The sequence below is a fragment of the Vibrio aerogenes genome, assembly GCF_024346755.1.
GTDB classification, from domain to species: domain Bacteria; phylum Pseudomonadota; class Gammaproteobacteria; order Enterobacterales; family Vibrionaceae; genus Vibrio; species Vibrio aerogenes.
Genome location: NZ_AP024861.1, coordinates 2,379,559 through 2,393,649 on the forward strand (window position 1 = coordinate 2,379,559; position 14,091 = coordinate 2,393,649).

Below are 14,091 nucleotides of genomic sequence, written 5' to 3' on the forward strand. Positions count from 1 at the left end.
GTTCATCGCCTGATATCGGTGTCTGATGTTGCAGCGCCGTGTTAACGCATCACAAAAGGGTTACCCATAGGTTCTGATGACGTATTTATCCAGGTTGTTCTGACCCGAATATAGTCCTGAATCGCCTGTATTCCGGCTTCACGCCCGTAACCTGACTGGTTAAAACCACCAAATGGCGCCACGGGGGAAACTGCACGATACGTGTTCACCCAGCAAATACCGGAACGGATTCGTTGGGAAACCCGCATGGCCCTTGCCAGATTTTCCGTAAACAGGCCTGATCCCAAACCAAATTCAGAATCATTCGCCAGTGAAACCGCCTCTTCTTCTTCGTCAAAAATCATCAGCGACATCACCGGACCAAACATTTCAACCTTGAGTGTCTCAATGTCGTTGTGCGGACATTCAACAATCGTGGGTGTGAAATAATATTGAGATCCATGTTCTGGTGCGCGTCTTCCTCCGGTCAGCACGCGCGCCCCCTGCGCTAATGCTTTATTAAGCGTTTCCTCAATCACCCCGATTTGTGCGTAAGTACAGAGTGGACCGATGTGTGACCTGGCATCGAGCGGGTCTCCGATAACAATCTGCGACGTTTTCTCCAGCAGTTTCTCCACCAGCGCCGGATAGATTTCCCGCTGGATATAAACCCGTGAGCCAGCGACACAAGACTGTCCTGATGCACCGAAATTCCCGGCAATAATGCCGTTGGCAGCGCTTTCTAAATCAGCATCGTTAAACACAAGAACCGGAGATTTACCCCCTAACTCTAACGTGGTCACGGCAAAGTTATTGGCGGTGTTACGAATGACGTGACGCGCTGTTTCCGGCCCGCCGGTAAAAGCAAGACGATCAATATCCGGATGGGAGGTCAAAGGAATCGAACAACCTTCGGCATCTCCCGTAATCACCGAAACCACCCCATCCGGGAAACCGGCTTCCTGTATCAGCGCCGCAAATTTCAGGATAGCAACAGGTGCCACTTCAGAGGCCTTAATAATCACGGTACACCCTGCCGCTAATGCCGGCGCAAGCTTCGTCGCGGTCAGAAACATTTGCGCATTCCATGGCACCACAGCAGCAACCACACCGATCGGTTCTGGCTTGGTAAACACATGCATATCCGGTTTATCGATAGGCAATGTGTGTCCTTCAATCTTGTCGGCCAGGCCAGCGTAGTAGCGATAATAACTGGCAACATACTTCGCCTGACTTTGGGTTTCAGCCGCCAGCTTTCCGCTGTCTCTGGTTTCTGACTCACCCAAAGCGGTCGCGTTTTCTTCAAGTAAATCCGCCAGTTTATACAGCAGCAGCCCCCGCTGAGCTGGCGTTAAAAGTGCCCAGTCTTTCCGTTCAAGCGCTTCTCTGGCTGCACGTACCGCAGTCTCAACATCTTCAGGTTCAGCGCTCGCAACTGTTGCCCATACCTGCCCTGTTGCCGGATTAATCGTTTCCAGCTTTCGTCCTTTGGAACCTTCCACCCACTGACCGTTGATGAACAGAGGAAAGTGCGGTAATTGATTTTCAGACATGGTGAATCCCCTTATGTGAATGCTGGCATCACTTCATCGATGAAACGTTTTAATGATGTTTCTTTTTGTTCCCGGGTCATGCCAGAATCCGACCAATAGGAGAACTCGTCATATCCCAGATCTTCGTAATATTTCAGCCGGTCAATGATTTGTCCTGAAGTACCAATCATCAGGTCATTGCGAATTTGCGCTTGCTTATAAAACGGATGCTGGTCAATTTCTTCCTGACTGAGGGTTTCAATCAGACCCTGATTGATCGGGCGTTCATTTTTAAACCAGGCGCCAAAATAACAATAGAATTCATGGAGCTTTTTGGCCGCATAATCCAGCTCAGCCGCATCATCAGACACATAAGCATGTTGTAAAATCATGATTTTGGTCCGGCGGTCAAATTTGGCACAAGCCTGATGATAGCGTTCGATGAGCGATTCAACTTCTTCTATGCCCTGCCAAAGTGGCGTCACCTGGACATTACACTCATTTTCAACCGCAAATTCATGGCTGTTAATGTCGCGGGCCGCGACCCAGATATCAGGGCCATTGGGTGTCAGTGGTTTGGGAGCAGACGTTGTTTCAGGAAACTGATAATGTTTGCTCTCCTGAGCGTGGTTTCCCGCCCACAATCCTTTAATCGCCGGTATCATTTCACGCAGGCATTCTCCGGCTTCCCAGGCATCCATGCCGCCGTTAATCATTCGCTCATACTCAAACGAATAGGCACCCCGCGCTATCCCTAATTCTAACCGGCCACCGGTCAGAATATCGGTCATCGCTGCTTCACCCGCCAGTTTGATCGGATGCCAGTAAGGTGCGACGACTGTCCCTGTCCCTAAACGCACATTTTTTGTTTGATGGGCAAGGTCAACCAGATTCAGCAACGGGTTGGGAGCAATCGTGAAATCCATCCCATGGTGCTCACCTGTCCAGACGGTACACATACCGCCCTCATCCGCTATCTGGCTTAATGAAATGAATTCTTCATACAAATCCGTCTGGCGCTGTGCTTCATTCACGCGCTCCATGTGTGCAAACAGAGAGAATTTCATCTGATATCTCCTTCTGATTCATTCCCGACATACAGGCGGAATACGCCATGACGCTTTTCTTCTGCATACCGGGCAATCATGGATGCCACATCATCAGAAGCAAATTTCAGGCTGGTGAGTTCACCGATGTTCACATACCGGTAGCCTGCCGGGGCTTTTTCTTCTGTCGCCTCGGCCCGGTAATACGCCACAAAGTGCCCACTGGCCCGTTTTTCATAGACAGAGAAGACCTGACCGATCTCAGCTTCAACAGCCAGCGTTTCCAGCACCACCTTCAGGGTTTGGTAAGACGAACTTTCAGGGATGAGATTGCCTTGAGGCAAACTGAAAAAACCATCCTCTTCTTTCAGCAGCAATTGATCATTACACTCAACCAGACCACCCACCTGCGTCGAGTGCCGGTGAGTGATCGCCTCCGCCTGACGTTCCATGCCTAAGCTGAAATAGCCGCCTTTCGCATAGCCCAGGCCCAGCTTTTCTGTGGTTTTGAAGTCCTGAACCTGCCCCACCAGAAGCAAGTGATCGCCGGCATCAATTTTCTGTTGGGATGCGCAACTGAAATAAGTGACAGCCCCTTCAATCACCGGCACGCCATGTTGATCTTCAAACCAGGCAACTTCCGAGAACCGGTCACCTTTAGAGCTGGCAAATGTATTTGAAGCATGTTGTTGATCTTCCGCCAGAACACTGACCGTAAAGTGTTCACAATCTGCAAAGACATCATAACTTGATAAACGCTTCGCCGGACAGACCAATAAAAGCGGCGGATCCATCGATACGGAGGTAAAGGAGTTTGCAGTGAATCCTACTTTTTCCCCGGATTTACTGACTGCAGTCACAATCGTAACGCCCGTCATAAAAGACCCGAATGCATCACGTAATTCACGAGAATCAAAATCGCTCATAACTTATCCTTGCTGTTCATATTCTATTGACTGGGCTTCAATGCAACTCAAGGCGAAATCAATCACGATTTCGTTGATTTCTCCGGAATGAGTCATTGGAGCCATGTGCTTTGCATGACTGATAATGCGGGATTCACCCACCGGGCAAAGTGCGCCCATTGCTGCTGACATTGCTGGTGTTGAATTTGGATCATCACTGCCGGTAATAAACAGTGCTGGCATAGATAAATTTCTGAGTTCATCGTCTTCAGGCCCATCATTATGGCAGAAAACTTCATAAGCCTGACTGTACCCCGGCAACGACACCGTACTTAACCACTCAGTACATAACTGCGCATTTTCTTCATCAAGCTTGCTTAAGGGAAAATCAAACCAACGTTTGACCGGAGCCGTTGTATGCAAATGGGTAAGGCTGCTCTTGATCTGTTTCACCCGCTCCTGAACGGCAGCTTTCGCCTCTTCTGAGCGGCGGAATACCGAATTGAATGCCACGGTGCCCAAACACCATTCCTGATATCGTGAGGCAAAATTTAATGCAATCATGGATCCCATCGAATGGCCCATGATCAACACGGGCTGTCTGATGTCCTGTTTCACCCACCGGGCGATCACATCGGTATAATCTTCGATGCACCGACATTGTGGCATGATATCGCTTTCGCCATGTCCGGGCATATCGACTGCATACACAGTGAAATGACGATTGAATGCTTCGAATTGTCTCATCCATGCTTCGAGGCGTAATCCGACACCATGAATGAGCACAAGTGCAGGTCCGCTGCCGCTTTTGGTATATGCCAGGCCGGTTTCAGTCTTAAACCGCTGCGGGATTGTCGATATCATGTCCCAGCTCCTTCAGTTCTTCATATCGATCGCCGATACGGTGATGTGGACGCCCACCCGATGCCCCGCCCAGTACGACAACAATTTCATCATCACAGGGCGCGTCATTAATATTGAACTGCAACGTTAAATAATGAGACCGGCGTCCGCCGTCATTCTTATCCATCATCGGAATAACGATCGGCGCATTGGCGGTGCCGCGCGTATTGGTAAATGAAAGAAAAGATTTGGCCTGCACCGCTTCCCGGTAATGATTGCCAAAATGCAGGGTGTGAATCAGTGCAGAGGCATGTTCCACCTCACCACTGAGCCCCACCACGGCTGCTTTACCAAACGCTTCAATCTTGTCTGCACCACCTGCCAGCGCGCAAATTTTTTCAGTCAGCAGTGCACCAAGCTGAGGCCCGTAATCCCGGACAACGGGCCGAAGGTTTTCCACAAACTCCCCAACCCAGGGATTTTTCACGATTGCAGCAACAGCAAACATTCGCAGAGGCTTGTCGGCCACTTTATTTCCTTCAATCAGCGTCTCTTCTTCAAAACTAACAATCTTCCGTATTTGTATGTCCATGCTGTCTTCCTGATATTGAATCGATAACATTATTGTAATATGGTATACCATAATATAACAATGCATTAACATAATCATACAATCGGTCATAATGCAACCATTCGTGTGTTATTATTTGAAGGAACGTTTTTTTTAATTGAAAGGAATAGAGTGAATGCTAAAAGTTGAGCGCCCAAAAACATTAAAAGAAAACGCGCTGGAATCTTTGAGGGATGCTATTACCAGTAACCTCTTCAAACCTGGTGACCGGCTGGTCGAACGCACACTGTGTGAGTCGATGGGTGTCAGCAGAACTGTTGTCAGAGAGTGTATTCGTCATTTGGAAAGTGAACGGCTGGTTATCGGTATTCCAAACTCAGGATTTGTTGTCGCGTCGATCAGCCCGGAAGAAGTGAAAGAAATTTATGATATCCGGGCTTTACTGGAATGCTCTGCCGTCGGGGAGTGTTGCAAACGCGCCACGCCGGAGGTTATCAAAGAACTGTACCAAATCCATAAGGGAATCGCTGCAAGCCTGAAAAACAACGACGTCAATCAGGGGCTGAGACTGACGACTCAATTCTATGAACTCATTTTTGCAACCGCAGAAAAGCATGTTTCATGGGATCTGGTCGAACAACTGAATTCCAGAATTTCACGCTTGCGGGGACTGACGCTTAATACCCTCGGGCGTAAAACATCAGGTCCGCTCGACCTGCTTCTGATTGTGAAAGCAATGGAAGAAAAAGACGAAGCAAAAGCTGTGGACTTATGTGCACAACATCTGAAAGAAGCTTGTGAACTGGCCATGAGTGTTGATCAAGGAGTAAAAAATGAAATCAGAGCGATTTGAACTGGGACTGAAAAAACGAAAAGAAACATTAGGTGCAGAATACGTCGATAAAAATTTAGCCAAGGCTGATTCATTTAATCTTCCTTTTCAGGAAGCCATGACAGAATGGTGTTGGGGGTTTGGCTGGGGTGATGACACGATTGACCCGAAAACGCGTTCGATGATGAATCTGACAATGATTGCAGCACTCGGGAAAATGGAAGAGTGGGAATTGCACCTCAAAGGCGCCATCAAAAATGGTGTAAGTGTCGAGGAGATCCGTTCAATTCTGCATGTAATTGCCATTTACTGTGGCGTTCCACAGGGGGTGGAATGTTTCCGTATTGCACGGGGTGTATTGACAGAACAAGGGTTGCTCTGATCTCTTGATACCAGACAAAGGAGAACCATCATGAAGGGATACTGGGTTGCGTTTGTTCATGTTGAAGACGAACAACAATATCAGAGCTATCTGGAACTGGCACCGGCTGCCCTGAAAAAGTATGGTGCCACCATGCTTTCCCGTGGCGGGGATATCAGTATTATCGAAGGCTTTGAAACCCCGCCTCAGCGTGCTGTCGTGTTTGAATTTGACAGTTATGAGACGGCTCTGAAATGCTACCACTCTCCTGAATATCAGGCCGCGAGGCAACACCGGATTCATAGTGCAACAGCAAATATCATCATTATGAAAGGATTATAGCAATCTGGAAAAAAACTGATTATCTGGATGTGTCTGGTGGAGCAAACACACAAGGCGGGAACACCCATCAGGACGTTCCCGCCAGGTTCATCTGAAGCAGGCTCAGGATGAAGGCTCAGTTGCCTTACTGGCATTCATGTAGACGGCTTGCGAACCGGCTTTTTCAGCTCCGGCTGCCGCAATTTTCCCAATCCGGCGCAATTCAGTCGATGATGCAAACTCAGGATAAGCAGACATACCACATTCATGAATATCCATGCCTTCCAGTTCTTCTTCAGGGCTGACCCGCAAATCCGTCAGCATCCGGATAATCTTCAGCGTGATGTATGACAAACCACACATCCAGCCAACAATGACGGCAATTCCCACAATTTGCCCATGTAATGTCGCATCCGGGTGACTCATCACCACCGCTAAAATACCCCAGATCCCTGCCGTGCCATGGACGGAAATGGCACCCACAGGGTCATCCATCTTCACTTTATCCAGCGCAAGAACAGAGGCAACAACCAACACACCTGCCACACCACCAATCAGCGTGGCAAGACCGGCTGAAGGCATCAGAGGCTCTGCCGTGATCGCAACCAAACCCGCCAGCGCACCATTGATCGACATCGTCAGATCGGTCTTCTTAAACAGAAAACGAACGAACAGAGTCGCTGTGACCATCCCTGCAGCCGCAGCCGCGTTCGTATTGACGAAAACCCGCGCCACGTGATTCGCGCTGGAGACATCCGAAATTTTAAGTTCAGACCCCCCATTAAATCCAAACCAGCCCATCCATAAAATCAGCATACCGAGTGTGGCCAGTGGTAAATTAGCGCCGGGAATCGGATTCACCTGCCCTTTCGGGCCATAACGCCCGGTCCGGGGCCCCACCAGCAATACAGCTGCAAACGCTGCTGCCGCACCGGCAAGATGCACAACCCCAGAGCCGGCATAATCGAGGTAGCCCAGTTGATCGAGGAACCCACCGCCCCACTTCCAGTATCCTTCCACAGGATAAAGAAAGCCCACCATGACCACTGCGAACATCATAAACGGCCACAACCGCATCCTTTCCGCCACAGCACCAGACACAATAGACATGGTTGCCGCTGCAAATACGGCCTGAAAGAAAAAGTCCGCATAGCCGGAATAAACCGGGGCATTTTCTCCGCCTGCGGTGATCGCAGCGACGGGATAATCATCTCCCAGAAAGAAACTGATTCCCGGTATCACAGCATTGACCGTGTTATCGCCAGGATACATCAGGTTATACCCCACGATCAGGTAAACAATACAGGCGACGCTGTATAGCAGAATATTCTTATTCAGAATTTCTACCGTATTTTTTGTTCTGACCAGCCCGGATTCCAGCATGGCAAAACCCGCAGCCATCCACATCACAAGTACGGCACTCATTAACAAATAGAATGTGTCTAACGCGTAACCGACTTCAAGAGTCAAAGTATTCATTTCATCTCCTTATGAACATAACGTCCCAGTACACAACTTCTTCGCTTCAATACATTGAGAACACTCAACCGACTTTACTTAGAACACTTAGCCAACTTTACTATTAATTAATTATTTTTCTGCACAAGAATTAATGAAATATTCGTGCCACAAAGTATTTATACATAAAATCAATCGATTACGATTTTACTGGCACATAAAATCCCCATCACTGCACAAATATGAACCAATACAGTGCACAGGTGGCAGATGTGTCTTACCGACAGATTCAACGTCATGAGGAGGGACAGACAACCCCTGCCGAAAATATAAAAAAAACCGCACAAAGTGCGGCCGGAAAATAAGAAAAGAATAAGAAAGGATACAAACAGAATGAATCAGTATTTTTGTCCCGGAATCCAGGTTGTTCCTGCCAGAGGCACACGAGCCATAGCCGCCGATTCAACAGTCAGAGCGACCAGATCCTCAGGTTCCAGATTGCGCAAATCATTTTTACCACATGCCCTTGCCAGAGTTTGCGCTTCCAGCGTCAGGACACGCAGATAGTTCGCCAGCTTGTGACCTGCGGTTTCAGGGTCAAGTCGTTTCATCAGCTCAGGGTCCTGGGTTGAAATACCCGCCGGGTCTTTCCCTTCCTGATAATCGTCATAGAAACCGGCAGATGAGCCAATCGCTTCATAATCTTTTTGCCATTTCGGGTCATTACATCCGATAGCAACCAGCGCAGCCGTACCTATCGCAACCGCATCGGCCCCCAAAGCCATACACTTCGCGACGTCCGCACCATTGCGGATACCCCCGGAAACGATCAGTTGCACTTTTCGGTGCATATCCATTTCCTGTAGTGCCTGAACGGCCTGAGGAATTGCAGCCAGAGTCGGAATACCGACATGCTCGATGAACACATCCTGTGTTGCAGCCGTGCCTCCCTGCATCCCATCCACCACAATCACATCCGCACCGGCTTTGACCGCTAATTTCACATCATAATAAGTCCGGGTCGCCCCCACTTTGATATACACAGGAACCTGCCAGTCAGTAATTTCACGCAATTCCTGAATTTTTATCGCCAGATCATCCGGGCCGGTCCAGTCCGGGTGACGGCATGCAGAACGCTGATCAATCCCTTTAGGCAGGTTACGCATTTGAGCCACCCGATCAGTAATTTTTTGCCCGAGCAGCATCCCGCCGCCACCCGGTTTCGCGCCCTGCCCCAACACCACTTCAATCGCATCGGCCTTACGCAGATCATCGGGATTCATGCCGTAACGAGAGGGGAGATATTGATAAACCAGTTTTTCCGATTGCCCGCGTTCTTCCGGTGTCATACCACCATCACCCGTCGTGGTGGTGGTTCCCACCATAGAAGCACCACGGCCTAATGCCTCTTTTGCATTGGCAGATAAAGCGCCGAAGCTCATCCCTGCAATGGTGATCGGAATATCGATTTCGATTGGTTTTTTGGCAAAACGGGTTCCCAGTTTCACCGAAGTATTGCACTTCTCCCGGTAGCCTTCTAACGGGTAGCGCGACATACTCGCGCCAAGAAATAGCAAGTCATCGAAATGCGGCAAAGGACGTTTTGCGCCAAAACCACGAATATCATAAATGCCCGTTTCTGCGGCGCGGCGAATCTCCGCCATCGTCCGCCGGTCGAATGTTGCTGACTCACGTAAACTTACATTTGGGTTGCTGTCTTTACTCATCACTGAAATCCTTTTTTAGTATGCTGAAGCATTGTCTACTTTGAAGTTATAGAGCTGGCGGGCTGAGCCATAACGCTTAAACGCGGATGGGTCGTCATCACAACCCGCTTTATCCAGCAGATTTTTCAGCTCTGTGATGTGCTCTTCACGCATTTCTTTCTCAATACAATCTGCCCCGAGAGACCGGACACTGCCCTTCACATAAATATGGACTTCATACAAAGAATCCCCCAGTGCATCCCCTGCATCACCACAAACAACCAGACAACCAGACTGCCCCATAAAGCAGCTCATATGACCCACGTTCCCTTTGACGACAATATCCACACCTTTCATGGAAATACCGCAACGAGCGCCTGCATTACCGTCGATGACCAGAAGACCACCGTGTGCCGTCGCGCCGGCAGCCTGAGAAGCATCTCCCTGAATATGAACTTTTCCGGACATCATGTTCTCAGCGACGCCTTGTCCGACATTACCGTGAACGGTAATCTCAGCTTCTTGATTCATTCCGGCGCAAAAGTAACCAGCATGCCCATGAATATCGACAACTAACGGACTATCCAGACCAACTGCGACATTATGTGCGCCCTGCGGGTTGGTAACCACCCACTCAACATCGTTTAATCCGTCCGCTTGATTGTGCAGCTGTTGATTGAGTTCACGGACACTACTTGTTTTTAAATCCACTGTTTTCATGCGTTATTATCCCTTTGAATTACTGACGTTCCCAAATATAAAAAGTAGCTGGTTCAGGCTCCCAGACTTTTGCATCTTCAATACCCGGCAGCGTAGACAACGCCTGATATTCGGAGGCCATCGCAACATAATCATCTGTTTCAGCCAGTACGGCTGGCTTACAGGCGATAGGATCCCGCATGACGGCAAATCCGTCTTTGGTCCCAATGGTAAACGTAAAAAATCCGTCGAGATCTTCCAGTGCATTTTCCAGAGCCTGCCGGAGCGTCTCTCCCTGATTTAATCTCCAGGTCAGATATCCGGCCGCGACTTCTGAATCGTTTTCTGTTTCAAACTCAATCCCTTCGCGTCTGAGCTTGTCACGCAGGCGATTATGATTCGACAATGATCCATTATGAACCAGACACAGATCGGAACCGGTAGAAAACGGATGACTGCCTTCCATCGTCACCGCTGATTCTGTCGCCATACGCGTGTGGCCAATAATGTGCGACCCTTTCATTGCACTGAGCCGGAATTTACTGGCAATATTTTCAGGAAGGCCAACTTCTTTCAGAATTTCAATCGAAGCACCCGCACTTAACACCAGCATTTCAGGCGCATGCGCTGCCAGCCACTGGCGTACCGTCGTTTCATCGTGCTGAACTTTTAAAACGCCAACATTGGCATTACTTAAACATGAAGCTTCACATCCTAATGATGACGAAAGCTTATCCGTCAATGCCGCCCAGTCACAGCTTTCCCCGGCACAGCGAATTGTCAGCTTCACCCAGTCACTGTCGACATTGTCCCCGTAAATGGCGAAACCCGCACTGTCCGGCCCACGGTCAGTCATGGCAATCAGCATGGGTTCAAATAAAGCGCCTAATTGCTTTTCATATTTATTATTTTTCAGGTAAAGACCTACAATCCCGCACATAATCAATGCCTCTCAGAGATTTAAATACATGTGAATATTCATTTTCACAACGTTAGAAAAATTCGGCGTATTGACGCACTTCCCATTCGGATACGTGCCGGGAGTAATCAATCCACTCCTTGCGTTTGATCTGGATGAATTCAGCGACAATATCCTGACCCATGGCTTCAACAAAAACAGCGTCTTTCTCGAGCTCATCTAAGGCTTCGCCCAGATTTTGCGGAAGCACGGAAATATTCTTCTCAGCGATCTCTTCCGGGCTGAGATCATATAAATTGATATTCATTGGCTCGCCGGGATCAAGCTGACGTTCAACACCATCAAGACCTGCTGCAATCAGCGCCGCATGAACTAAATACGGATTACAACCAGAATCGGGTAAGCGGAACTCAAGACGTCCGTATGGAATACGCAACAAAGCAGAGCGGTTATTATCGCCAAAACATTCGTACGCCGGTGCCCAGGTCGCACCGGAATCACTGCCGCCCACAACCAGGCGTTTGTATGAGTTCACGGTCGGTGCAGAAAATGCGCAAATCGCTTTCGCATGGGCGAGAATACCTGCGATAAAGTGATAGGCAGTCTGAGACAACCCCATCCCATTCTCATCGCTGTCATCATGGAAAATATTCTTCCCATCGCTGTCTGTCACAGACAGATGGAAATGCATGCCGTTTCCGGTTTTATCAGGCGATGGCTTCGGCATAAATGAGCACACAATGCCCATGTCATTCGCGATTTCACCTGCCGCCATGCGCACAAACGTGAAACGATCCGCTGACTCAAGTGCATCGCCATAGGTATAGTTGATTTCGAACTGGCCGTTCGCGTCTTCATGATCGATTTGATAAACGTCAAACCCTACCTCGGTCAACGATTCGGTTAAACGCTCCAGAAAGGTTCTCGAACGGGACAACCCCTTGTAGTCATAACAGGGCTTCGCCAAATTATCAGACGTATCGACCGGTAGCATGGCGCCATCGTCACCTTTCTTAAACAGGTAAAATTCCGGTTCCAGTCCGGTATTGAGTGTCCATCCCCGCTTGCCAAGCTTCGCCAGCTGTTGTTTTAATACCACCCGCGAACAGTATGGATGCGGCTCATTATTCACATAGCCGTCACACACCAGTCTGGCGTATCCGGGTTGCCAGGGTACAACACTTAACGTCGACACATCACCACGGGCCATAAAATCGGGCCCGTGTGGCTCCATTGCCAGACCACTGACCGCAAACCCCGCAAAACCCGCCCCTTTTTCAATCACATCGAAAATGTTTTTCGCCGGTACCGATTTCGTTTTTGCAACACCGTGAATATCGACGAATTGAGCAAGAACGTACTTAATATCATTTTCTTCGAGAAAACTGTTTACCTTTTCGGTATGCATCGTATAACTCCTTCTGAATCTTGTTGAGCTGACATCCTTTTCTCTTGACGCTTTCAACAGGCAAAGACATGTTAAGAAAGCAATTTTATATTTCCTTGTGGGAATTTTTATTTATTATCAGGAAAGCAAAAAACCTGCCAATAAGATTCTCATCAGGAAATAAATTTTCCTGTCAGTGCAAGTTATTGATCTGTTCGGGGTTAACAGATGAAAAAGGCATGCTATCATTACGCCAGTTATCCTGATTTGAGACTTGACATGAATAAAGACGCACCATCCAGGCACATACATGCACTAAATGAGGGCGAAATCAGCTCACAAAAACGCTCAACGCCAAGATTGAAACTGGAGGATTACATTGCGATGCAGGTTAAAAGAAAACGCATTGCACAAGATCTGAAAATCGCGGACGTTGCCAGAATAGCGAAACTCAGTCAGGGCATGGTGAGCAAAATAGAGAATGCTCAGGTCTCGACCAGCCTGGATACATTAAGCCGGCTTTGCGACGCAATTGGCTTATCGATATCTCAGCTCTTCGCCGACTACGACCGCCCCGAAGGCAGCGCACAATTGACCAAAGCTGGTCAGGGCATGGAAGTTGTCAGAAGAGGCACGGAGAAAGGCCACACTTACCAGCTCCTCAGTTACAGCCGGGGTAAAAAGCAATACTATGAACCATTTTTAATTACAATGGACGATGAAAGTGAAGTCTTTCCGACTTTCTCTCACAGTGGACAGGAATTTATCTACTTGCTCGAAGGCAATATTCTGTACAGGCATGGTAATCAGCTTTATCCGATGAAACCCGGCGATTCCCTTTCATTCGACTCATCCATCCCCCACGGGCCGGAAGAGTTGCAAAAAGTGCCGATTAAACTGCTTTCGTTCATTATTCATGATGATTTACCCACCGAGCTGTAAAGATCACGGGTTCGCCGGCGAACCCGGTGATAAACCAGATCAGGCGGCCATGACCTCACCACCACTAACCGGAGATTCAGCCCCTGATATCACTGATTCTCACGGGGATGATTGATGATTTGATCTTCCCAGTCCACCACATCAATCTCATACACGACTTTACCGCGCACACTTTCACCGGCGGCGTGCATGGCGGATTTGGATCCGGTGATCAGCGGGTGCCAGGCCGGTAACGGCTGCCCGGCGGCAAGTAAACGGTAGGCACAGGTGTCCGGCAGCCAGTGAAATTCCTCGATTTTATCGCGGGTCAGTTTCAGGCACTCTTCACCGGATTCAAACCGGTTCGGATAATCTTTACAGGCACAGGTTTTACTGTTCAGCAAACTACAGGCAACATTGGTGTAATAGACTTCGTCCGTCTCTTCATCCATCAGCTTATGCAGGCAACACTTGCCACAACCATCGCACAGAGATTCCCACTCCTGCTCACTCATTTGTGCCAGTGTTTTGGTTTGCCAGAAGGGTGCTGTCATGATGTTTTTACCTTGGTTGCTCGGCTGAAATCGGGGTACCGGGGAAGTTCCGGTTCC

At 48.8% G+C, this 14,091-nt stretch carries 14 protein-coding genes and 1 pseudogene; 4 read left to right on the forward strand and 11 right to left on the reverse strand.

The window, feature by feature from the left end; genetic code table 11:
- Positions 1–41: 41 nt before the first annotated feature.
- From OCV29_RS10550 to OCV29_RS10570, 5 genes are read right to left on the reverse strand one after another with little or no spacing between them, the layout of a single operon-like run.
- Positions 42–1,532 carry an aldehyde dehydrogenase gene (locus tag OCV29_RS10550; RefSeq protein WP_073605490.1) on the reverse strand — a complete coding sequence of 497 codons (1,491 nt, stop codon included), beginning with the start codon at positions 1,530–1,532 and terminating at the stop codon, positions 42–44.
- Between the two features lie 11 nt (positions 1,533–1,543).
- A complete protein-coding gene (locus OCV29_RS10555; protein WP_073605491.1) occupies positions 1,544–2,578 on the reverse strand; it encodes an LLM class flavin-dependent oxidoreductase in 1,035 nt (344 codons plus the stop codon).
- Entirely contained in the window at positions 2,575–3,483 is a 909-nt protein-coding gene (locus tag OCV29_RS10560) for a flavin reductase family protein (protein WP_073605492.1), read from the reverse strand. Before OCV29_RS10560 ends, OCV29_RS10555 begins: the two co-directional genes overlap by 4 nt.
- Before the next feature lie 3 nt (positions 3,484–3,486).
- Positions 3,487–4,326 (reverse strand): alpha/beta fold hydrolase, encoded by an 840-nt coding sequence (locus OCV29_RS10565; protein ID WP_073605493.1) that lies wholly within the window; start codon positions 4,324–4,326, stop codon positions 3,487–3,489.
- On the reverse strand, positions 4,298–4,897 hold the full coding sequence (locus OCV29_RS10570) for an amino acid synthesis family protein (protein ID WP_073605494.1): 600 nt from the start codon (positions 4,895–4,897) through the stop codon (positions 4,298–4,300). The genes OCV29_RS10565 and OCV29_RS10570 overlap by 29 nt, the downstream gene beginning before the upstream one ends.
- A 154-nt stretch (positions 4,898–5,051) precedes the next feature.
- Between OCV29_RS10570 and OCV29_RS10575 the strand changes: the two genes are divergently transcribed.
- From OCV29_RS10575 to OCV29_RS10585, 3 genes are read left to right on the forward strand one after another with little or no spacing between them, the layout of a single operon-like run.
- Entirely contained in the window at positions 5,052–5,729 is a 678-nt protein-coding gene (locus OCV29_RS10575; protein WP_073605495.1) for a GntR family transcriptional regulator, read from the forward strand.
- Positions 5,710–6,090: a carboxymuconolactone decarboxylase family protein gene (locus tag OCV29_RS10580; RefSeq protein ID WP_073605496.1), complete on the forward strand. Its 381-nt coding sequence runs from the start codon at positions 5,710–5,712 to the stop codon at positions 6,088–6,090. Before OCV29_RS10575 ends, OCV29_RS10580 begins: the two co-directional genes overlap by 20 nt.
- A 30-nt stretch (positions 6,091–6,120) precedes the next feature.
- Positions 6,121–6,411, forward strand: a complete 291-nt coding sequence (locus tag OCV29_RS10585) for a DUF1330 domain-containing protein (protein ID WP_073605497.1) — start codon at positions 6,121–6,123, stop codon at positions 6,409–6,411.
- Positions 6,412–6,621: 210 nt separating this feature from the next.
- On the opposite strand, the pseudogene amt reads toward OCV29_RS10585, so the two are convergent.
- From amt to glnT, 5 genes and pseudogenes are all read right to left on the reverse strand, one after another.
- Positions 6,622–7,869 (reverse strand): annotated as a pseudogene (amt, locus tag OCV29_RS10590) (ammonium transporter); the annotation flags it as partial.
- A gap of 377 nt (positions 7,870–8,246) precedes the next feature.
- Positions 8,247–9,575 carry an FMN-binding glutamate synthase family protein gene (locus OCV29_RS10595; RefSeq protein ID WP_073605499.1) on the reverse strand — a complete coding sequence of 443 codons (1,329 nt, stop codon included), beginning with the start codon at positions 9,573–9,575 and terminating at the stop codon, positions 8,247–8,249.
- A gap of 15 nt (positions 9,576–9,590) precedes the next feature.
- Complete coding sequence (locus tag OCV29_RS10600; RefSeq protein ID WP_073605500.1) at positions 9,591–10,274, reverse strand: GltB/FmdC/FwdC-like GXGXG domain-containing protein; 684 nt, start codon at positions 10,272–10,274, stop codon at positions 9,591–9,593.
- Positions 10,275–10,293: 19 nt separating this feature from the next.
- A complete protein-coding gene (locus OCV29_RS10605; protein ID WP_073605501.1) occupies positions 10,294–11,193 on the reverse strand; it encodes a class II glutamine amidotransferase in 900 nt (299 codons plus the stop codon).
- A 52-nt stretch (positions 11,194–11,245) separates the two neighbouring features.
- Positions 11,246–12,580: a type III glutamate--ammonia ligase gene (gene glnT, locus OCV29_RS10610; protein ID WP_073605502.1), complete on the reverse strand. Its 1,335-nt coding sequence runs from the start codon at positions 12,578–12,580 to the stop codon at positions 11,246–11,248.
- A gap of 207 nt (positions 12,581–12,787) precedes the next feature.
- Between glnT and OCV29_RS10615 the strand changes: the two genes are divergently transcribed.
- Positions 12,788–13,501, forward strand: coding sequence for a helix-turn-helix domain-containing protein (locus OCV29_RS10615; RefSeq protein ID WP_245796967.1), 714 nt, complete (start codon positions 12,788–12,790; stop codon positions 13,499–13,501).
- 89 nt (positions 13,502–13,590) lie between these two features.
- Here the strand turns inward: OCV29_RS10615 and OCV29_RS10620 are convergent, their stop codons facing one another.
- On the reverse strand, positions 13,591–14,034 hold the full coding sequence (locus OCV29_RS10620) for a YcgN family cysteine cluster protein (protein WP_073605503.1): 444 nt from the start codon (positions 14,032–14,034) through the stop codon (positions 13,591–13,593).
- Positions 14,035–14,091 lie beyond the last annotated feature (57 nt).

What these genes read in the sequence shown, in the direction of transcription:
- OCV29_RS10550 (WP_073605490.1), bottom strand. Translation starts at nt 1,532, where the DNA reads ATGTCTGAAAATCAATTACCGCACTTTCCTCTGTTCATCAACGGTCAG.
- OCV29_RS10555 (WP_073605491.1), bottom strand. Translation starts at nt 2,578, where the DNA reads ATGAAATTCTCTCTGTTTGCACACATGGAGCGCGTGAATGAAGCACAG.
- OCV29_RS10560 (WP_073605492.1), bottom strand. Translation starts at nt 3,483, where the DNA reads ATGAGCGATTTTGATTCTCGTGAATTACGTGATGCATTCGGGTCTTTT.
- OCV29_RS10565 (WP_073605493.1), bottom strand. Translation starts at nt 4,326, where the DNA reads ATGATATCGACAATCCCGCAGCGGTTTAAGACTGAAACCGGCCTGGCA.
- OCV29_RS10570 (WP_073605494.1), bottom strand. Translation starts at nt 4,897, where the DNA reads ATGGACATACAAATACGGAAGATTGTTAGTTTTGAAGAAGAGACGCTG.
- OCV29_RS10575 (WP_073605495.1), top strand. Translation starts at nt 5,052, where the DNA reads ATGCTAAAAGTTGAGCGCCCAAAAACATTAAAAGAAAACGCGCTGGAA.
- OCV29_RS10580 (WP_073605496.1), top strand. Translation starts at nt 5,710, where the DNA reads ATGAAATCAGAGCGATTTGAACTGGGACTGAAAAAACGAAAAGAAACA.
- OCV29_RS10585 (WP_073605497.1), top strand. Translation starts at nt 6,121, where the DNA reads ATGAAGGGATACTGGGTTGCGTTTGTTCATGTTGAAGACGAACAACAA.
- OCV29_RS10595 (WP_073605499.1), bottom strand. Translation starts at nt 9,575, where the DNA reads ATGAGTAAAGACAGCAACCCAAATGTAAGTTTACGTGAGTCAGCAACA.
- OCV29_RS10600 (WP_073605500.1), bottom strand. Translation starts at nt 10,274, where the DNA reads ATGAAAACAGTGGATTTAAAAACAAGTAGTGTCCGTGAACTCAATCAA.
- OCV29_RS10605 (WP_073605501.1), bottom strand. Translation starts at nt 11,193, where the DNA reads ATGTGCGGGATTGTAGGTCTTTACCTGAAAAATAATAAATATGAAAAG.
- glnT (WP_073605502.1), bottom strand. Translation starts at nt 12,580, where the DNA reads ATGCATACCGAAAAGGTAAACAGTTTTCTCGAAGAAAATGATATTAAG.
- OCV29_RS10615 (WP_245796967.1), top strand. Translation starts at nt 12,788, where the DNA reads ATGAAAAAGGCATGCTATCATTACGCCAGTTATCCTGATTTGAGACTT.
- OCV29_RS10620 (WP_073605503.1), bottom strand. Translation starts at nt 14,034, where the DNA reads ATGACAGCACCCTTCTGGCAAACCAAAACACTGGCACAAATGAGTGAG.